The sequence below is a fragment of the Nonomuraea sp. NPDC049637 genome, from assembly GCF_040675235.1.
Classification (GTDB): Bacteria; Actinomycetota; Actinomycetes; order Streptosporangiales; family Streptosporangiaceae; genus Nonomuraea.
This window is the reverse complement of the sequence record NZ_JBFAOM010000055.1, coordinates 23706-43497: the sequence shown is the minus strand read 5'-3', so window position 1 is coordinate 43497 and position 19792 is coordinate 23706. Positions and strand designations below refer to the sequence as shown.

Genomic DNA, 19792 nt, shown 5'->3' with positions numbered 1-19792 from the left:
GCCGGGACGGCGGCACCGCCGTCCCGGCTGACCGATCGCGAGAAGAACAGCGAGAGGAAAGCAATGAGAACGGGATTATGGCTGATCGGGGCACGAGGATCGGTCGCGGTCACCAGCATGATCGGCGCACTGGCGATCCGGGCCGGCCTGGCCGCGCCGACCGGATGCGTCCTGGAGACGCCGGAACTGCGCCATGACGCCCTGCCCGGCATCGGGGACCTGGTCTTCGGCGGCCACGACATCTCCTCCACACCCCTGGACAAGAAGGCGGCCGCGCTGGCCGAGGCGGGAGTCGTCCCGGACGGGCTGGCGAGCGCGGTGCAGGACGCGCTGCTCGGCATCGAGCAGCACGTGCGGCCCCTGCCGGTCGCCGCGACGCAGGGCGAGACCGCCCGCGCCATCGCCGCCGACCTCGACCGGTTCCGCGCCGGGCACGACCTGGACCGGGTCGTCGTGATCAACGTCTCCACCACGGAACCGGCGCCGTCACCGCACCTCGCGCACGCCGACCTCGACGCGCTGCGTTCCGCGCTGGACGGTCCGGACCCGGTTCTCCCGCCCAGTGCCCTGGCCGCCTACGCCGCGCTGTCCGCCGGCTGCCCGTACGTCGACTTCACGCCCTCCACCGGCGCCCGCCTGCCCGCGCTCGACGCCCTCGCCCGGGAGAAGGCCCTCCCGTACGGCGGCCACGACGGCAAGACCGGCGAGACGCTGGTCAAGTCGGTGCTCGCCCCGATGTTCGCCCAGCGCAACCTGAAGGTGCGCACCTGGTCCGGGATCAACCTGCTGGGCGGCGGTGACGGCGCGAACCTGGCGGATCCGGCCGCCAACGCGGCCAAGGCCGCCAGCAAGCAGCGCGTGCTCCCCGAGACGCTCGGTTACGTCCCGCAGGGTGACACCCGGATCGACTTCGTCGAGGACCTCGACGACTTCAAGACCGCCTGGGACCTGATCTCCTTCGAGGGCTTCCTCGGAACCCGCATGCGCATGGAGTTCACCTGGCACGGCTGCGACTCCGCCCTGGCCGCACCGCTCGTCCTGGATTTGGCACGCCTGACCGCCGCCGCCCACCGGGCCGGGCGCACGGGGCCGCTCACGGAACTCGCCTTCTTCTTCAAGGACCCCCTCGGAGAGGTGCCTCACGGGCTGGCCGAGCAGTGGCAGTCGTTGCGGGCCGCCGTCGAAGCGTACGCGAGCGCCCCGCGATGACGGCGCCGCGAGACCTGCTGGACCTGGTCCGGGCTCCTGCCGCGCTGTCGGTCCCCGGCGACGTGATCGCCGGGGCGGCCGCCGGTGGGGTGCTCGGCCGCCGTACCGTCGGGCTGGCCTGCGCCTCGGTCTGCCTGTACTGGGCGGGAATGGCGGCCAACGACTGGGCCGACCGGCGTCTCGACGCCGTCGAACGCCCGGAACGTCCCATCCCCTCAGGGCGGGTGCCCGCCGGAGCGGCTCTCGGCGTCGCGGTGGGCCTCACCGCTGCCGGGCTCGCCGTGGCAGGGCTCGCGGGCGGCCGGCGTGCCCTGGCGGTCGCCGTCCCGCTGGCCGCCGCCGTCTGGGCGTACGACGTGGCCGCCAAGGGCACCCGCGCCGGTCCCCTGACCATGGCCCTCTGCCGCACCCTCGACGTCCTCCTTGGCACCGCCCCCGCCCTTTCCACCAGGCATGTCGCGGACGCGTTGCCTGCCGCGGTCACGGTCGGCGCGCACACGTACCTGCTGACCGCGCTCTCGCGGGCGGAGGTGTCGGGCACCGGTCCGCGCCTGCCCGCGCTCACCCTCTCAGGAACCGTCGCGCTCGCCGCCGTCACCGCCCGCGGCGGCGCGAGCCCCGATCGGGCGGCCGTCACCGTCCGCACCGGCGTGAGCCTCACGCAGCCGGCCCTCGCCGCCTGGTACGCCGCGCAGTTCGGGCTCTCCCAGGCCCGCGCAGTCGCCGACCCCCGCGCGGGCCGGGTGCGCGACGCGGTCAGCGCGGGCATCGTCAGCCTGCCCGCCCTCCAGGCGGCACTCACCGCGCGCGCCGGCGCGGCCCGCGTCGCGCTCGCCCTCTGGGCGGCGGTCCCGCTGGCCCGGCGCCTGGTCAGAAGGATCTCCGCGACATGACGCGATTCGGCTACGGCACCAACGGCTTCGCCAACCACCGCCTGACCGACGCCCTCGACGTCATCGCCGGCCTCGGCTACGAGGGGGTGGCCCTGACGCTCGACCACTGCCACCTCGACCCGTACGCCGACGGCCTGGGACGGCGCGTGGCGCGGGTCGCCGACCGGCTGCGCGACCTCGGCCTGGCGGTGGTCGTCGAGACCGGCGCGCGTTACCTGCTCGACCCGCGCCGCAAGCACGCCCCGACCCTGCTGGACGACGACCGCGACCGCCGGGTGGACTTCCTGAGCCGCGCCCTCGCCGTCGGCGCGGATCTCGGGGCTGAGGCGGTGTCGTTCTGGTCTGGCGTACGCCCGGCCGGCGTCGACCGGGCCACCGCCTGGGATCGGCTGGTCGACGGCTGCGGGCGGGTTCTCGACGCCGCGCGGCGGGCCGGCGTGCCGCTGGGGTTCGAGCCCGAGCCGGGCATGCTCGTCGAGACGATCGCCGGCTGGCGGACGCTGCACCAGGCGCTCGGCTCCCCGGACGGCTTCGGCATCACCCTGGACATCGGGCACTGCCGCTGCAACGAGCCCCAGCCGGTGCCCGACTGCGTCGCCGCCCTCGCCGGGCACCTGGTCAACGTACAGATCGACGACATGCGGCGCGGCGTGCACGAACACCTGGAGCTCGGCGAAGGGGAGATCGACTTCCCGCCAGTGCTGCGGGCGCTCGCCGACGTGGGCTACCGGGGCCTGGTCGCGGTCGAGCTGCCCCGGCACAGCCACGCCGCGCCCGTCGTGGCCGCGCGTTCGATCGAGTTCCTGCGCGACGCCGAGCGGGCCTCCAACGAAGGAAGGACGGCATGACAGGTCCGGAGCGGCTGCGCGCCGCGCTTCGGGAGACGCTGCGGGAGACCTCTCGGGCGGAATGGGTGGACGCCGCGCTCGCCGAGGCGGGCGAGCGGCCCGAGACGATCAGCCGGTCCTTCGCCCAGGCCGGACGGCGGGCCGGGCGCACCCCGCTGCCCGGCGTGCCCGGCTGGACGGCGGACGAGGCCACCCGCGCGCTGCTGCTGGCCGCGCTGCCGCCGGACCGGGCCGGGGCCGGGATCGCCGACCTCTACCACCACGGCGACGCCGACGAGAAGCAGGCCGCGCTCAAGGCCCTGCCGATGCTCGCCGTCGGCGTAGCGGGCCTGCCGCTCCTGCACGACGCCATCCGCACGAACGACGCCCGCCTGCTGGCCGCCGCGCTCGGCCCCTACGCCCGTCACCTCGACCAGGCCGCCTGGCGGCAGGCGGTGCTCAAGTGCGTCTTCATGGGCGTGCCGCTGATCGCCGTGGACGGGCTCGAGGAGCGGGCCGACCTTGAGCTGGCGGAGATGCTGGCCGCGTTCGCCGACGAGCGCGCGGCCGCGGGACGCCCGATGCCCGCCGACGCCGCCGCCCTGCTCGACCGCCTGACCCGCGAGGAGTCCTGATGCGCATCTTCGACCCGCACATCCACATGACGTCCCGCACCACCGACGACTACGCGCGGATGGCCGCCGCCGGCGTCCGGGCCGTCGTGGAGCCCGCCTTCTGGCTGGGCCAGCCGCGCACCGGCCCCGGCTCCTTCACCGACTACTTCGACTCGCTGATCGGCTGGGAGCCGTACCGGGCCGCCCAGTTCGGTGTCGTCCACCACGCGACGATCGCGCTGAACCCCAAGGAGGCCAACGACCCCCGCTGCCGTCCCGTTCTCGACCTGCTGCCGCGTTACCTGGACAAGGACCGGGTCGTCGCGGTCGGTGAGATCGGCTACGACTCGATGACCCCGGAGGAGGACGACGCCTTCGAGCGGCAGCTCGGCCTCGCCGTCGAGCACGACCTGCCGGCGCTCGTGCACACCCCGCACCGCGACAAGGCCGCCGGCACGCGGCGCACGCTGGAGGTCGTCGCCGCCTCCGGCATCGCGCCCGAGCGGGTCGCCGTGGACCACCTCAATGAGGTCACCGTCGAGATGGTCCGCGAGGCCGGATGCTGGACGGGCTTCTCCATCTACCCCGAGACGAAGATGTCGCCGCCCCGCATGGTGGAGATCCTGCGGCGGTACGGCCCCGACCGGATGCTGGTCAACTCCGCCGCCGACTGGGGCGTCTCCGACCCGCTGCTCACGCTGGAGACCGGGAGGGCCATGCTGGCGGCCGGGTTCACCGACGACGACGTCGACCGGGTGTTGTGGCGCAACCCCGTCGAGTTCTACGGCCAGTCGGGACGGCTCGACCTGACCGGCTCCGCCTCGGGCGGGGAAACCTTCGAAGGCAGCTCCATCAAGCGCGGCGGCAGCTGATGCGGCTCCGCCACGCGGGAGGAACCCCGCTGCACCTGTCCTACTGCACCAACGTGCACGCCGCCGAGGACCTCGACGGCATCCTTGCCCAGCTCGACGTCTACGCGGTCCCGATCCGCGCCCGCCTCGGCACGGACGTCCTCGGGCTCGGGCTCTGGCTGGCCGCGCCCGTCGCCGCCGCCCTGGCCGCCGACCCCGCCCTGCGGGCCCGCCTGCGCCGCGAGCTGTCCGTACGGGGGTTGGAGGTGGTCACGCTCAACGGCTTCCCCTACCGCTCCTTCCAGGACCCGGTCGTCAAGCACGCCGTCTACCGTCCCGACTGGACCACCCGGGACCGCCTGACGTACACGCTGGACCTGGCGCTCGTTCTCGCCGACCTGCTTCCCGACGACGCGGCCCGTGGGTCGGTCTCGACGCTGCCGCTCGCCTGGCGCGACCCGTGGGACACCGCGACCGCCGACCGCGCCGCCCGCCGTCTCGATCGGCTCGCCGCCGGCCTGGCCGCGGTCGAGTCCGCCACCGGGCGGCCGGTACGGGTCGGCTTCGAGCCCGAACCCGGCTGCGTCGTGGAGACGACGGCGCAGGCGGTGGCCCGGCTCGCCGACGTCGACCGCGACCGGCTCGGCGTCTGCCTGGACCTGGCCCACCTGGCCTGCGCGTGGGAGGATCCGGCCGACGCGCTGAAAGAGCTGGGCCGCGCCGGCCTGCCCGTCGTCAAGGTCCAGCTCTCCGCCGCCCTGGAGTCCGCCGAGCCTGACGTCCTGCGCGAGTACGCCGAGCCGCGCTTCCTGCACCAGACGCGCAACCCGGCGGGGGAGTCCGCCGACGACCTCGACGAGGCGTTCGAACGGTCGCTGCCCGGACCGTGGCGGGTCCACTACCACGTCCCCCTCCACGTCACGCCGGCCGCGCCGCTGGCCACGACCGTCCCCGTGCTGCGCGCGGCGCTGGCGGAACTCCTCGGCGGGCCGCGGCCGCTCTGCGACCACTTCGACGTGGAGACCTACACCTGGGGGGTGCTGCCGCCCGCGCTGCGTCCGCGGAACCCTGAGCAGCTCGCCGCCGGTATCGCCGGGGAGCTGGACTTCGCCCGTGCCGAGCTGCACAAGCTGGGAGTGACCTCATGACATCGCTGCTGGTCCTGGACGTGGTGGGGCTGACCCCTCGGCTGCTGGCGCACATGCCGCGGCTGCGGGCCGTCGCCGAGGGCGGCTTCCAGGCCGAACTCGGCACCGTCCTGCCCGCCGTCACCTGCTCGGTCCAGTCCACGTTCCTCACCGGCCTGCCGCCCTCCGGCCATGGCGTCGTCGGCAACGGCTGGTACTTCCGCGACCTCGGCGAGGTCCTGCTGTGGCGGCAGCACAACGCGCTCGTCGGCGGGGAGAAGGTGTGGCAGGCCGCCCGCCGCGAGCGGCCCGGCCTCACGGTGGCGAACGTGTGCTGGTGGTACGCGATGGGCGCCGACGTCGACTGGACGGTCACCCCCCGGCCGATCTACTACGCCGACGGCCGCAAGGAGGCCGACTGCTACACCCACCCGCCGGAGCTGCACGACGAGCTCACCGCGGAGCTGGGCACGTTCCCCCTGTTCACCTACTGGGGCCCCGGGGCGGGCCTTGCCTCCTCGGCCTGGATCTGCCGCGCCACCCAGCACGTCATGACCGCGCACGACCCCGACCTGACCCTGGCCTACATCCCGCATCTCGACTACGACCTGCAACGGTACGGCCCGTCCGACCCGCGCGCCGCCGCGGCGGCCGCCGAGCTCGACACAGTGCTGACGCCGTTGCTGGACACCGCCGCGGTGGCGGGCCGGACGGTCGTCGTGCTGTCGGAGTACGGCATCACCGACGTCTCCCGCCCGGTCGACGTCAACCGGACGCTCCGCGCGGAGGGATTCCTGCACGTCCACACCCAGGACGGCATGGAGTACCTGGACCCGTGGACGTCGCGCGCGTTCGCCGTCGCCGACCACCAGGTGGCGCACGTCTACGTGGCCGACCTCGCCGACGTGCCGGCCGTCGCCGAGCTCTGCGCCGCCCTTCCCGGCGTCGCCGAGGTGCTCGACGACGCGGGGAAGAAGGCGTACGGCCTGGACCACCCCCGCTCCGGCGACCTGGTCCTGCTCGCCGAGCCCGAGGCGTGGTTCACCTACTACTACTGGCTCGACGACGCCCGCGCACCCGACTTCGCCCGCCTCGTCGACATCCACCGCAAGCCCGGCTACGACCCGGCCGAGCTCTTCTTCGACCCGGCGAACCCCGGCGCCGCCAAGCGCAGGGCCGGGGTGGCGCTGCTGCGCAAGAAGCTCGGCCTGCGCCACCTCATGAACGTCGTCGGCCTCGACCAGGGCGCCCGCGCCGTACGAGGCTCGCACGGGCTGCTCCCCGCCGATGCCGCCGACGGGCCGGTGCTGCTCTGCTCGGACCCGTCCCTGGGCAAGGACCGGTTCGAGGCGACGGAGGTCAAGGACCTGCTGCTGCGCCTCTGCCGCCTGCCTTGAGCCGGGCCGGATTGTCGAGACACGCCTGCACGACCGAGTTGGCCGCGCCGAGGAGAGGCCCGTCCGAGCCCAGGCGCGAGACGATCACCGCGCCCTGGCCCACGCGGCCCGGATCCATGACCCGGCGGTCCAGCTCCCGCTCCAGGGCGGGCAGCAGCCACGGCAGCAGCGGGGAGTGCCCGCCGCCGAGGATCACCTTCTGCGGATCGAGGAGGTTCACGACGCCGGCGAGGGCGATGCCGAGTGCCTTGCCGGCCTCGCGCAGGGCACGCCGTACCTGCTGGTCGCCCTCGCGGGCGCGTTCCGCCAGAAAGGCGATGCGGCCGCCCGGACCCGGATGCAGGGCCGCGACCCGCGCCAGATCGACGCCGCTCGACCGCAGCAGGGCTTCCTCGCCCGCGTATCGCTCCAGGCAGCCTCGGCCGCCGCAGGCGCACGCCGGGCCTTCGGGGCGTACCGGAACATGGCCGAGTTCCCCCGTGAAGCCGTGCGTCCCGCGCAACAGGCGTCCGTCGATGACGATGGCCGCACCGATGCCGATCTCCGCGGAGACGTGCACGAAGTTGCGGAGGGAAGGGTCGTGCGCCCCGAGCCACAGTTCGGCGAGCGCGCCGTGGTTGGCCTCGTTGTCGACCGTCAGCGGGAGAGCGGGGAGCGCGGGGGCGAGGTCCACGCCTTCCCAGCCCAGGTTGGGGGCGCGCACCACGGACGACGACCCGCGCGCCACCAGGCCGGGCACCGCGACGGCGAGCCCCGCCGGTCGTAGCCCCTGGCCCTCCGCCTCCGCCGAGACCTTCCGGACGAGCCTCGCGAGGTCGCGCAGCACGGGCCCCGGCTCGCGCCCCCGGTTGGCGGCCTCGTACGTGACCCGCGCCCGCACCCGCCCGCTGAGGTCCACCGCGCACACGGCGAGGCGATCGACCCCGATCTCCGCCCCGAGACCCGCCGGTCCCTGGTCGTTGAGCTGCAGCGCGCTGCCGGGACGTCCTACGGTTCCCGGGCGCGACGGTCCCAGCTCCACGAGCAGCCCGTCGCGGATCAGCTCGTCGACGAGCGTCGACACGGCGGCCCGCGTCAAGCCGATGTGGGCCGCGACGGAAGCGCGGGACAGCGGGCCGAGCCGAGCCACGGCGTGCGCGACGAGCGAGAGGTTGCGCCGGCGCATCTCCTGCTGGGTGATGGACGGTGGCTCTGACACCTGGACTCCTCTAGACCGGTCGTCGTGTCTCTCCGGCTCCGTGCCACCGGGGGTGGCGGAGGCGGCTCGTGTGGAGAGACCCGGACTCCGCGGTGCGAAGTGAGAACCGCCAGGTGTCAGGCTACGGCGCGGGCGGCCTCATCCACGCCGCAGCAGTCCTTCCGCCCCGGACATGACCTCGCTGATGCGGTGCGACGCCTCGTCGTCGCGCTGGACCGGTTCGTACAGGGCGCCCTCGGCGGTGGCCCAGCCGAGCGCCACCGCCGCCGGGTCGGCGCCGAGCAGCAGCCCGGCGGCCTGCGCGGCGGCTCCCAGGGCGACCAGTTCCCTGGCCTCCGGCACCTGGACGGGACGGCCGCTGAGCCTGCGGACGGTCTCGCGCCAGGCCGTGCCCTTGGCACCGCCGCCGATGAGCAGGATGGGGGCGTCCGGCGGGCCGTCCTCGTCGAGGACCCGGTCCAGGGCGGTGAGCAGGGCGAAGACGGCGCCGTCGTACGCGGCCTGGAGCACCTGCCCGGGTGTCGTGTCGTAGCGCAGCCCGTACAGCAGCCCGGAGGCCAGGGGCAGGTCGGGCGTGCGCTCGCCGTCGAAGAAGGGAAGCAGGACGGCCGAGCCGCCCTGCTCGACCGCCTCGCGGTCGCGGCCGAGGAGGCCGGCGATCTTGTCCACGGCCAGCGTGCAGTTGAGCGTGCAGGCTAGCGGCAGCCACGCGTCGCGGGCGTCGGCGAACCCCGAGACGATCCCCGTCGGGTCGGCGGGTCTGCGGACAGTGACGGCGTAGACCGTGCCGGAGGTCCCGAGGCTGAGCACCGGCCGCCCCGGACGCAGCCCGAGCCCGAGTGCCGCCGCCATGTTGTCGCCGGTGCCCGCCGCGACCAGCGCGCCGGGCGCCAAGGGCAGGCCAGGCAGGTTCCGTACGGTCCCGGCCGCCGCGCCCTGCGGCAGGAGCCGCGGCAACAGCTCGGGGGAGAGCCCGACGTGCTCCAGGATCTCCTCGTCGTACGTCCCGGAGGCGGCCGCCCACCAGCCGGTGCCCGAGGCGTCGCCGCGGTCGGTCGTGCCCTGCCCGGTGAGCCGTTCGGTCAGGTAGTCGTGGGGGAGGCGGACGGCCGCGGTCGCGCGGACCGCCTCCGGCTCGTTCTCGCGCAGCCAGGCCCACTTCGTGACCGTGAACGACGGCGCGGGAACGCTGCCGGTCCTCTCCGCCCACGCCTGGGGGCCGCCCAGCTCGCCGATGAGCCGGTCACGCTGGGGGGAGGAGCGGACGTCGTTCCACAGCAGCGCGGGGCGTACCGGCCGGCCGGAGCGGTCCAGCGTGACGAGCCCGTGCTGCTGGCCGGCGATGGAGACGGCGGCGGCCCGCGAGGCGTACGGTCCGCACTGGGCGAGCGCCTCCCGCAGCGCCGCCCACCACTGCTCGGGGTCGCTCTCCTTGCCGTCGCCCGTGGGCCCGCCGCTCATGGTGTGCGGGGCCTGTCCCCGCGCGACCACGGCGCCGGTGGCGGCATCGACGACCAGCGCCTTCGTCGATTGCGTGGAGCTGTCCACGCCGATGACCAAGGGGCCTTCCTGCACGGGTACGGCTGCCGCCATCTGTTCGCCCTCGCGTCCTTCGTCTCGAACCCGGGATGCGGATGAAGGGTTCCCCGGGACGTCTCAATGTACTAATTTGTCAATCGGCATGACAAATGGCAGGGAGGCAGCATGAGTTACACCCCCACCCCGGAGGACCGGTTCAGCTTCGGCCTGTGGACGGTCGGCTGGGAGGGAAGGGACCCCTTCGGTGAGGCCACCCGGCAGGCCCTCGATCCCGCCGAGACCGTGCGACGGCTCGCCGGTCTCGGCGTCTACGGCGTGACGTTCCACGACGACGACCTGATCCCGTTCGGCTCCTCCGACGCCGAGCGCGAAGAGCACATCAAGCGGTTCCGCAAGGCCCTGGACGAGACCGGTCTCGTCGTCCCCATGGCCACGACGAACCTCTTCACCCAGCCCGTCTTCAAGGACGGCGCCTTCACGGCCAACGACCGGGACGTGCGCCGCTACGCGCTGCGCAAGACCATCCGCAACATCGATCTCGCCGCCGAGCTCGGCGCGAAGACGTATGTCGCCTGGGGAGGCCGCGAAGGCGCGGAGAGCGGCGCCGCCAAGGACGTCCGCACCGCGCTGGAGCGGATGAAGGAGGCCTTCGACGTGCTCGGCGCGCACGTCGTCGAGCAGGGCTACGACATGCGCTTCGCCATCGAGCCGAAGCCGAACGAGCCGCGCGGCGACATGATCCTGCCGACCATCGGACACGTCCTGGCCTTCATCGAGCAGCTGGAACGGCCCGACATGTACGGCGTCAACCCCGAGGTCGGCCACGAGCAGATGGCGGGGCTGAACTTCCCGCACGGCATCGCGCAGGCGTTGTGGGCGGGCAAGCTCTTCCACATCGACCTCAACGGCCAGAACGGCATCAAGTACGACCAGGACCTGCGCTTCGGGGCCGGTGACCTGAGGGCCGCCTTCTGGCTGGTGGACCTGCTGGAGACCGGCGGCTACGACGGCCCCCGCCACTTCGACTTCAAGCCGCCGCGGACCGAGGACATCGACGGCGTCTGGGCCTCGGCCGCCGGCTGCATGCGCAACTACCTGATCCTCAAGGAGCGGGCCGCGGCCTTCCGCGCCGACCCGGAGGTGCAGGAGGCCCTGCGTGCCTCACGCCTGGACGAACTCGCGCTGCCGACACTGGGCGAGGGCGAGACCGTGGCCGACTTCCTCGCGGACCGCACCGCCTACGAGGACTTCGACGTGAAGGCCGCCGCGGAGCGCGGAATGGCCTTCGAACGCCTCGACCAGCTCGCCATGGATCACCTGCTGGCGGCGCGCGGCTGAAGACGCTTGACCGCGTCCGGTCGGCTCAAGGCTGGAGTCGACCGGACCCGTCGTCGGCGGCGTACTCGCCGACGGCGGGGTCGTGAGGGCTGCGGCGCAGCCGGTCGCGCAGGAGCACCGGGAGTAGCGCGCATTCATCAATGAATGTGATTATTTCGCTCGAATCAATCGCTCTTGACGATAATCTGGCTGTCATGGCTGACGTGGAACTGCGCCATCTGAGGACGATGGCCGCCATCGCCGAGGAGGGGACGTTCGGCCGGGCGGCGGTTCGCCTCGGCTACACCCAGTCGTCGGTGAGCCAGCAGATCGCCGCGCTGGAGAAGGCCGTCGGCGGGGCCGTCTTCGACCGGCCGGGAGGTCCCAGGCCGGTGCGCGCCACTCCTCTCGGCGAGCTGGTCCTGGCCCACGGGCGTGATCTGCTTGCGAGGTCGGAGGCGCTGACCGACGCCGTCGATCGGTTCAAGGCGGGTCACGGCCGGATCGACATCGGCACCTTCCAGGGCGCGACCCGGTTGATCCTGCCCGCAGTGGTGCGCGGGTTGCTGGACGAGCACCCCGGCTGCGACGTCAGGCTGTCGGAAGTGGCACCGGAGAACCCGGACATCGGAGATGTCGACCTGTTGTTCCACTACGACCGCATCGACGGCGACGTCGAACACGTCGAGCTGCTGGACGAGCCTCACCTCCTGGTGGCCGCCGCGGGCGCGTTCCCCGACGGTCCGGTGCCGGTCGAGCTGCTCGACGACACTCCCATGGTCGCCTGGCCGCCCACCGTCCACCAGAGATGGCTGGAACGGGAGCTCGCCGGCGCGGGCGCCCGGCCGCGGATCGTGTTCCGCACGGCCGGCCACGAAACCGTCGTGTCGATGGTGCGGGTGGGCCTGGGCTCGGCGGTGTTGCCCTGGCTCGCCCTCCTGGGGTCGGACGTCTGGTCCGACGACCGGCTCCGTATCCATCGGCTGGAACCGCCGCCCACCTGCACGTGGTACCTGTGTCGGCCGGCCGGGCGCACCCGCTCGCCGCTGGCGGCCCGGGCCATCGACCTCGCCGTCGCAGCCGCCGCTGAGCTGGCCGGCCAGATGGAACACGGTATATCGCTGTAGGCGATCGACTCGATCGAAAATCATAGCTTTTCGCGATGGGGCGGCCAGGCCTAGCGTGCCGGACATGAACGCCAACCAAGATCACCCCGAGCGGCTCCTCGACATCAACGGCATAAAGCTCTGCGTCCAGACGTTCGGCGACCCGGCTGCGCCCGCCCTGCTGCTCATCGGCGGCGCCGAGGCGTCGATGGACTGGTGGGACGACGACTTCTGCGAGCGCCTCGCCGCCGGCGGCCGGCACGTCATCCGGTACGACACCCGGGACACCGGCCGCTCCACGACCTTCCCGCCCGGCGCGCCGCCGTACGGAAACGACGCCCTGTTCGACGACGCCGTCGGCCTGCTCGACGAACTCGGCATCGCGGCCGCCCACATCGTCGGCGTCTCCATGGGCGGCGGAATCGCCCAGCGCCTGGCCGTGCGCCACCCCGGCCGGGTCGCCTCCCTGACGCTCATCGCCACCAGCCCGGGCGGACCCGGCGGTCCCGACCGCCATGACCTGCCGCCGATGAGCGCCGAACTGGCGAAGCGGTTCGCCGAGGACGGCGACCAGACGCCCGACTGGTCCGACCGCGAGGCCGTCATCGCGTACTACACCGACGGCGAGCGCACCTTCGCGGGCACCATTCCCGTCGACGAGGAGCGGATGCGCCGCATCGCCGGCCGCGTCTGGGACCGCAGCCCGTCCCCTGCGTCGGCGCAGAACCACTGGCAGCTCGACGGCGGCGAGCCCGTCCGCGGCCGCCTCGCCGAGATCGCGGCGCCCACGCTGGTGTTGCACGGCACCGCGGACCCGCTGCTCCCGTACGGGCACGGCGAGGCGCTGGCACGGGAGATCCCGGGAGCCCGGCTGGTCCCGCTCGAGGGCATGGGGCACCAGATGCCACCGCCGGAGCTCTGGGACGTCGCGATCGCAGAGATCCTTTCGGTCTCCAGCGGAGAGCGCCCGTGAGCCGGCTGCGATCGGCACTCTGGCTGCCGCTCTTCGACGAGCTCGCCGACCCGCGGGCGGTGGCGAACCTGGCCGCCGACGCGGAGGAGGCCGGGTGGGACGGCTGCTTCGTGTGGGATCACCTGTCCTGGCGGGAGCCGGTCCAGCAGGTCGCCGACTCGTGGATCACGCTGGCGGCGGTCGCGACCGCCACCGAGCGGCTGCGGCTCGGTCCGATGGTGGCGACGCTCGCCCGCCGGCGTCCGGCCAAGGTGGCGCGGGAAACCGCGACACTGGACCAGCTGAGCGACGGCCGCCTCACCCTGGGCGTCGGACTCGGCAGCGATCGGTTCGGCGGCGAGCTGTCCAGGACCGGCGAGCAGCTCGACGACCGGCAGCGGGGGCGGATGCTCGATGAGTCCTTGGCCATCCTGGCCGCCGCGTGGTCCGGAGAGCCGGTGCGCCACCGCGGCGAGCATTACACCGTCGACGACATCACGTTCCTGCCGCAGCCGGTTCAGCGGCCAGGCGTGCCGGTATGGGCCGCCGGATTCCCCGGCAACGTCAAGCCGATCCGCCGGGCCGCCCGGCTCGACGGCTTCTTTCCGATCAACCTGGAACACCCGGACCAGCTCGCCGAGGTCGCCAGCACCCTCACCGAGCTGCGAAACGGCGACATGGCCTCGTACGACATCGCCGTCAGCCTGCCCGCCGGCGTCGACCCGCTGCCGTACGCCGCCGCCGGCGCGACCTGGTGGCTGACGGAGTTCGACCCGGGTGTACGGCTCGACACGGTACGCGGCGTACTCCGCGACGGCCCGGCGAACCCGGGCGACGGCGCCTGAGCCGCTTCACCGGCCTTCCTGATCTCCGACGAGTCGTCCTGCGTCAGCGGCGCGGAGATCCCCATGGACGGCGGGCACACCGCCCACGACGGCGCCGGATCCATCTCCGACGCCTCCGCTGACCGGCGATTCATCACTCCGCTCCTGGGCAGACCGCATGGTCTGATCGGATGAGGAGGAGAAACGTCGTGAACGGCGAGATGCATCAGGATCGGATGACCCGGCGGTTGTGGCCCGGCGGAGCGGAGGTGGGCGCGGTCGGGCTCGGCTGCATGGGGATGACGTGGGCGTACGGCGACTCCCCGGACGCCGAGGACCCCCGTACCGTCATCGGGCGGGCGTTGGACCTGGGCGTGAACTTCCTCGACACCGCCGACGTGTACGGACCCTTCACCAACGAGGAGACCGTCGGCAGGGCCATCGCCGGACGGCGGGAGGAGGTCGTGCTCGCCACCAAGGGCGGCAACGTCGCGCGGACCACCGGGAACGGCGCCCCCGCCCTGCCTGTGCCGGACGGAAGGCCCGAGCATCTGCGCGCGGCCGTCGACGCCTCGCTCCGGCGGCTGGGCGTGGACCATGTCGACCTGTACTACCTGCACCGCCCGGACCCCGAGGTGCCGGTCGAGGAGAGCGTCGGCGCCCTGGCCGAGATGGTGGCGGCGGGCAAGGCGCTGGCCGTGGGGGTCTCGGAGTTCAGCCTGGAACAGCTCGACCGGGCGCAGGCCGTCCACCCGATCAAGGCCGTGCAGTCGGAGCTGTCCCTGTGGACGAGAGACCACCTGTCCACGTCGCTGGAGTGGTGCGCCCGCCACGACGCCGCCTTCGTCGCCTACTCACCGCTCGGCCGCGGTTTCCTGACCGGCCGCTTCCGTGAGGCCGGCTTCTCCCCGGACGACTACCGCTCCCGCAACCCCCGCTTCCAGGAGGAGAACCTGAAGGCCAACCTGGTCATCGTGAACGCGGTGGAGCGGATCGCCGCACGGCACCAGGCGACCGCGGCCCAGGTCGCCCTCGCCTGGACGCTCGCCCAGGGAGAGCACGTCGTCCCGATTCCGGGGAGCCGGCGTCGCTCACGGGTGGAGGAGAACGCCGCCGCGGCACGCCTCAGGCTCACCCCGGAAGACCTCGCGGACCTGGACGCGTTGCCCGCACCGGCCGGCAGCCGGTACTGACCCGCCGACCCCGGGAGGGGGCGGGCCGAAGTTCCGACACCCTACGTTGTCATCCGCGAGATGGAGTGGTCGGTCGTTGTGGGGCAGGGGATGTCGTACCGGAGCGATGCCACGGTTGGGTATACGGCGACAACGTGGCGCAGCGACCAGCGAAATGCGGCGCGCCCACGTACCCGTACTCGATCACGATTTACGGCCCGTGGAAGTGCCCTGACGATGTGGCATGCGTAGTTGTCGCCGTTCACGGTGAACCTGGCTGTATTCGTGGTCCTGACTACCGCCCCGCTCGTTGTTCGATTGCAGGCCGGTTGCGTGAATGCCCGGGTGAGGCGGTCGCGTCGGGGCACGTCGATGTCGGCGTCGACGAGATCGAGCAGCGCCCGCAGAGGGCCGGCCTGCTGCGGGGTCCGATGTGGTCGATGCCTGTCGAGTAGGCCTTGTCTTCGGCAAGGACCTCACGCAGGTCGCGTTCGAGCATGATGAGGGACCGATCGGCCGCGCGACATCTCCCGCCACGTAGACCCTGTCGGTCGCCACGCCGTTGAGGTCGAAGGCGCGCCCGCCGGCGTCGCAGCCGACACCCCAGAAGCCGGCCGCCAGTCCGGAGCCCTCCAGCCATTCCACGTTACGGATCGACCCCAGCGAGGCCGGCACCAGGTCGGCCTCGACGGCGGTCCCGTCCGAGAGCTGAGCAGACCGCACGTGTCCGCCCGCGTCTCCCTCCAGCGACGCCACCATGACCCCAGGCGGGGCGTCTCGGACCCCCAACGCTCTTCGGGCCTCGATGGCTATGTGGGGGCGGAAACCAGCACGCAGCCGTTGCGGAAGCTGAAATGTCGCTACGGCGGTTTAGTGTTGCAAACCGTGAGCGATGTGATCGATTGTCACCGTGAGCGTGTGCGCGCCGCCGACCCTCTCGTCGCCGTCGCGGATCTCGGCGAAGACCTGATCGAGACCGTGAACGCTGTCGGCGCCCCCTCGGTGTCCAGAGCCGACCCCGGCGCCCCGTCAGTGCGCTGGGGCCCGCTGACCACCTACTCACTCCAGGCCAGAGTCGCCGACGACAACCCCGCGTACGCCCTCGGCGGCCTCCTCGACCGGTGGATCTCGACCCTCGACGCCGAGCCGGGTTCCGGGCTGGTGGTGAACTGGCCGAGCCGGGATGCCGCGCCCGTGGCGGCACTGGTCAGGCGGGGGTTCGCGCCACGCTCCGTGCTCGGCGTCCGCGTCGGCCCCGCTTCAGCGGGCGGGCACTCGTCTCCAGGTATACGGCGGGCCACGGCGGACGATCTGGATGCCATGTGCCGGCTGTACGTGGAGCTGGTCGCCTACGAGGCCCAGTTCGGCTGGTTCTCGGTGCTGCCCTCGACGCCCTCCGCCGCCCGGGCCGAGCTCGAGGAGAAGCTCGCCCGTGACGACGGCTGGTGCTGGCTGGCCGAATCGGACGGTGAAGTCGCCGGCATGCTCGCGGTCCATCACCCCGACCACTCGGGCTGGATCGCGCCCGCCGTGCAGAAGCCTCCGCCCGTGGCGTACGTGGGCTCCTTGTACGCGCGACCGGTCAGCAGGGGCCGCGGCATCGGCACCGCGCTGGTCGCCCACGCCCATGCCGAGGCCGCAGCGGCAGGCGTCGAGACCATACTGGTGCACTACGCGGCCCCGAATCCGCTGTCCGTCCCCTTCTGGTCCCGCCAGGGCTACCGTCCGCTCGTCACGACCTGGGGACGGTTCGCTTAGGCGAGGGCGGCCCTGCGTATCGGCGGCCCGTCTGCAGCCCTCGCTACTGGTCGACCACGGGAGGAGGAGGCGAGATCCCCGGCGTAAGCCCGGGCTGCGTTGCTTCGGGGGCTGACGTGGGCGGGTGAGGCGCGTTGTCAACCCGTGTGTTCACCGATGAGGAGATCCGCTGTGCCCGCATCATCTCCGGCAGTCTGCGGGCCGGCGCGGACAGCACCGCTCGATCTGCCCACGACAGCCTCGGACGGCCAAGTTGACGGCGCAACACGGCGACCTCGTGCCGCGGCACGAGGATCTCCATGTTCTTGGTCGCGTCGCTACGAGTCAGCAGCGTCAGCCGGCCCACGATGCGGCAGGCGTGAACGGAGTATTGACACCCTTCAGGGTGGGGTGACCGCGCATCCGACTGGGGCGTGGACGGTGCAGCAGGCCCGCAACTTGGTCATGGATCTGGAAAGCGCATCGCCAGGCTACGATTCTTGATCCAAGATCGGGCCTCGCTCTTCACCGTCGCCCTTCGGGAGGTTTCACAGCCAATGGGCTGCGGACCATCACCACACTGCCGCAGACGCCGAGGATGAACGCCATTTGCGACCGGGCCATCGGCACCCTGCGCCGCGAACTCCCGGACCGGATGCTGATCCTCAGCGAACGCCATCTGGCCCTCGTGCTCCGCGAGTACCTGAACCACTACAACGCGCACCGGCCGCACCAGTCCAGGCGCCAACGGCCGCCAGACACCACAACGGCGGTGCGGGGCATGGTGATCGTGCGGGGGCTCAGGTCAGGGTGCGGATGACGCGAGCCGGGTTCCCGTAGGCGACGACGCCGGCGGGGACGTCCTTCGTGACCACGCTGCCGGCGCCGACCACGGAACCCTCGCCGATCGTGACCCCGGGCAGCACGATCACACCACCGCCGAGCCACGCGTCGGGCCCCACGGTGACCTTCTCGCCGTACTCGTAACCTGCCTTCCGCAAGGTGGGGTCGAGCGGGTGGGTGCCAGTGAGCAACTGGACGCCCGGGCCCAGCCACGCCCCGTCGCCGACGTCGACGGGCGCCATGTCGAGAAAAACACAGCCGAAGTTCACGAACACCCGGTGGCCGAGGGAGATCGGCTCACCGTAAACACAACTGAACGGCGGCCGCACCTCGACCGAATCGCCGACGGAACCGCACAGCTCTTTCAGAATCAGCTGCCGGAGCTGTGGATCGGCGGCGCTCGACGAATTGAATCGCGCCACGATCAGGGCCGTTTCGAGCCGTTCGGCGTTGAGTTCGGGATCGTCCGCGATATAAAGCTCGCCCGCAAGCATCTTCTCTTTCGCTGACGCCATCGATGACCTCTCCATGCTGTGGATCCGGGCGATCATCGAGTGTAACCCGCGACTCCGGAGTTCTGCGAGACCGCTCTCCGCCGCCGGACCGTCAATAATTTTCGGACCGAAATTCGCGCGCCGTCGCCATTTATGGCGGGCGTGGCCGGAAGCCCGGCGCGCACGAGGCTCGCCGCCTTCCCTGCCCCGGTCGAGGGGGCGTCCCAGGCGTGTACGCTGTGGAGCGAAAAAACGCGGAAGTCCGCGCTTGGCAGCGTCCGGACCGGGGAAGAGACCCCGCCGGGATAATGTCGGCACAGGTGGCCTCGAATCCAGAGGTTCCGAACGACTGGGATACTCCGCCAGGGGTGGCCAGATGCGAAGGAGCGACTGAAATGGCACGCCTCGGTGATCGTGCGGATCAGCTCAAATGCTCGTTCTGCGGAATGAGCCAGCGGCAGGCCAGGCGGCTCATTGCGGGCCCGGGCGTCTACATCTGCCAGGAGTGCATCCAGATCTGCAACGAGATCTTCGAGGAAGAAACCGAGGAGACCACCGAGGTCAGGCGCGGCAACCTGCCCAAGCCGCACGAGATCTACAAGTTCCTCGACGCGCACGTCGTCGGACAGGAGAAGTCCAAGAAAACGCTGTCGGTCACGGTCTACAACCATTACAAGCGCGTCTTCTCCGGCAGCACCGGCTCGCGCGGCGACGACGTCGAGCTCGCGAAGTCCAACATCCTGCTGCTCGGGCCCTCGGGGTCGGGCAAGACGCTCCTGGCCCAGACCCTGGCCAAGCTCCTCGACCTGCCGTTCGCGATCGCCGACGCGACGACTCTGACCGAGGCCGGCTACGTGGGCGAGGATGTTGAGAACATCTTGCTCAAGCTCATTCAGGCCGCCGACCACGACCTGCGCAAGGCCGAGACGGGCATCGTCTACATCGACGAGATCGACAAGATCGCCCGCAAGAGCGAGAACCCGTCCATCATGAGGGACGTGTCGGGCGAAGGCGTCCAGCAGGCGCTGCTGCGGATCCTGGAGGGCACCACGGCGTCCGTCCCGCCGCAGGGCGGCCGCAAGCACCCGCAGCAGGAGCTCATCCTGATCGACACCACCAACGTCCTGTTCATCTGCGGAGGCGCCTTCGCGGGCCTCGACCAGATCGTCGAGCAGCGCGTCGGGCAGCGGCGGATGGGCTTCAACGCGGTGCTGCGCCCGGCGGGCGAGCAGCACGGCCACGGTGACGCCTTGGCGGCACTCATGCCGGAGGACCTGGTCAAGTACGGCATGATCCCAGAGTTCGTCGGCCGGTTGCCGGTCATCACGACGGTGCACGACCTCGATCGCGAGGCCCTGGTCCAGATCCTGACCGAGCCGCGCAACGCGCTCGTCAGACAGTACGCGCGGTTGTTCGAGCTCGACGGCGTCGAGCTCGGGTTCACCCCCGACGCGCTCGACACGATCGCGGAGCTGGCGCTGCTGCGCGGCACGGGAGCGCGAGGCCTGCGGGCCATCATGGAGGAGGTGCTGCTGCCGGTCATGTTCGACGTTCCCAGCCGCACCGACGTGGCCCGGGTGCTGATCACCGAGGACACGGTGCTGCAGAGCGTCAACCCGAGCCTGATCCCTCTCGGGCGCGCCGCCCTGGCCAGGAAGCGCGGGCCCCGGGAACAGTCGGCGTAGCAGCCGC

General features: G+C 72.1%; 18 protein-coding genes. 15 read left to right on the top strand and 3 right to left on the bottom strand.

From position 1 onward, the window contains the following. The first annotated feature begins 63 nt into the window (after positions 1-63). Genes AB0J71_RS43310 through AB0J71_RS43280 form a run of 7 tightly spaced genes read left to right on the top strand, consistent with a single transcriptional unit; the run spans position 64 to position 6918 of the window. Positions 64-1209, top strand: a complete 1146-nt coding sequence (locus tag AB0J71_RS43310; RefSeq protein WP_364419981.1) for an inositol-3-phosphate synthase — start codon at positions 64-66, stop codon at positions 1207-1209. After that, complete coding sequence (locus AB0J71_RS43305) at positions 1206-2102, top strand: SCO3242 family prenyltransferase (protein ID WP_352328390.1); 897 nt, start codon at positions 1206-1208, stop codon at positions 2100-2102. The genes AB0J71_RS43310 and AB0J71_RS43305 overlap by 4 nt, the downstream gene beginning before the upstream one ends. Continuing rightward, entirely contained in the window at positions 2099-2950 is an 852-nt protein-coding gene (locus AB0J71_RS43300) for a sugar phosphate isomerase/epimerase family protein (protein WP_364419979.1), read from the top strand. The genes AB0J71_RS43305 and AB0J71_RS43300 overlap by 4 nt, the downstream gene beginning before the upstream one ends. After that, the gene (locus AB0J71_RS43295; protein ID WP_364419976.1) at positions 2947-3564 is read left to right on the top strand and encodes an EboA domain-containing protein; all 618 of its coding nucleotides are present in this window, start codon (positions 2947-2949) and stop codon (positions 3562-3564) included. The genes AB0J71_RS43300 and AB0J71_RS43295 overlap by 4 nt, the downstream gene beginning before the upstream one ends. Next, on the top strand, positions 3564-4415 hold the full coding sequence (locus AB0J71_RS43290) for a TatD family hydrolase (RefSeq protein ID WP_364419974.1): 852 nt from the start codon (positions 3564-3566) through the stop codon (positions 4413-4415). Before AB0J71_RS43295 ends, AB0J71_RS43290 begins: the two co-directional genes overlap by 1 nt. After that, complete coding sequence (gene eboE, locus AB0J71_RS43285; RefSeq protein ID WP_352328394.1) at positions 4415-5542, top strand: metabolite traffic protein EboE; 1128 nt, start codon at positions 4415-4417, stop codon at positions 5540-5542. Before AB0J71_RS43290 ends, eboE begins: the two co-directional genes overlap by 1 nt. After that, on the top strand, positions 5539-6918 hold the full coding sequence (locus AB0J71_RS43280; RefSeq protein ID WP_352328395.1) for a nucleotide pyrophosphatase/phosphodiesterase family protein: 1380 nt from the start codon (positions 5539-5541) through the stop codon (positions 6916-6918). Before eboE ends, AB0J71_RS43280 begins: the two co-directional genes overlap by 4 nt. Here AB0J71_RS43280 and AB0J71_RS43275 read toward each other — a convergent pair. Then, positions 6881-8116, bottom strand: a complete 1236-nt coding sequence (locus AB0J71_RS43275) for an ROK family protein (protein ID WP_364419972.1) — start codon at positions 8114-8116, stop codon at positions 6881-6883. The genes AB0J71_RS43280 and AB0J71_RS43275 overlap by 38 nt on opposite strands. A 138-nt stretch (positions 8117-8254) precedes the next feature. After that, on the bottom strand, positions 8255-9709 hold the full coding sequence (xylB, locus tag AB0J71_RS43270; protein ID WP_364419970.1) for a xylulokinase: 1455 nt from the start codon (positions 9707-9709) through the stop codon (positions 8255-8257). A gap of 111 nt (positions 9710-9820) precedes the next feature. On the opposite strand from xylB, the gene xylA reads away from it, so the two are divergent. From xylA to AB0J71_RS43235, 7 genes are all read left to right on the top strand, one after another. Further along, positions 9821-10993 carry a xylose isomerase gene (xylA, locus tag AB0J71_RS43265; RefSeq protein WP_352326383.1) on the top strand — a complete coding sequence of 391 codons (1173 nt, stop codon included), beginning with the start codon at positions 9821-9823 and terminating at the stop codon, positions 10991-10993. A gap of 194 nt (positions 10994-11187) precedes the next feature. Further along, positions 11188-12099, top strand: a complete 912-nt coding sequence (locus AB0J71_RS43260) for a LysR family transcriptional regulator (protein ID WP_364419968.1) — start codon at positions 11188-11190, stop codon at positions 12097-12099. Positions 12100-12163: 64 nt separating this feature from the next. Next, positions 12164-13051: an alpha/beta hydrolase gene (locus AB0J71_RS43255; RefSeq protein WP_352326379.1), complete on the top strand. Its 888-nt coding sequence runs from the start codon at positions 12164-12166 to the stop codon at positions 13049-13051. After that, a complete protein-coding gene (locus AB0J71_RS43250) occupies positions 13048-13875 on the top strand; it encodes an LLM class flavin-dependent oxidoreductase (RefSeq protein ID WP_364419966.1) in 828 nt (275 codons plus the stop codon). The genes AB0J71_RS43255 and AB0J71_RS43250 overlap by 4 nt, the downstream gene beginning before the upstream one ends. A 215-nt stretch (positions 13876-14090) precedes the next feature. Further along, positions 14091-15047 (top strand): aldo/keto reductase, encoded by a 957-nt coding sequence (locus AB0J71_RS43245; RefSeq protein WP_352326387.1) that lies wholly within the window; start codon positions 14091-14093, stop codon positions 15045-15047. Between the two features lie 864 nt (positions 15048-15911). Further along, a complete protein-coding gene (locus tag AB0J71_RS43240) occupies positions 15912-16784 on the top strand; it encodes a GNAT family N-acetyltransferase (protein WP_364389400.1) in 873 nt (290 codons plus the stop codon). Positions 16785-17184: 400 nt separating this feature from the next. Further along, positions 17185-17583: an integrase core domain-containing protein gene (locus tag AB0J71_RS43235; RefSeq protein WP_352326386.1), complete on the top strand. Its 399-nt coding sequence runs from the start codon at positions 17185-17187 to the stop codon at positions 17581-17583. Here AB0J71_RS43235 and AB0J71_RS43230 read toward each other — a convergent pair. Further along, entirely contained in the window at positions 17564-18157 is a 594-nt protein-coding gene (locus tag AB0J71_RS43230) for a sugar O-acetyltransferase (RefSeq protein ID WP_352326376.1), read from the bottom strand. The genes AB0J71_RS43235 and AB0J71_RS43230 overlap by 20 nt on opposite strands. A 338-nt stretch (positions 18158-18495) precedes the next feature. On the opposite strand from AB0J71_RS43230, the gene clpX reads away from it, so the two are divergent. After that, positions 18496-19785, top strand: coding sequence for an ATP-dependent Clp protease ATP-binding subunit ClpX (gene clpX, locus AB0J71_RS43225; protein ID WP_352326375.1), 1290 nt, complete (start codon positions 18496-18498; stop codon positions 19783-19785). Positions 19786-19792 lie beyond the last annotated feature (7 nt).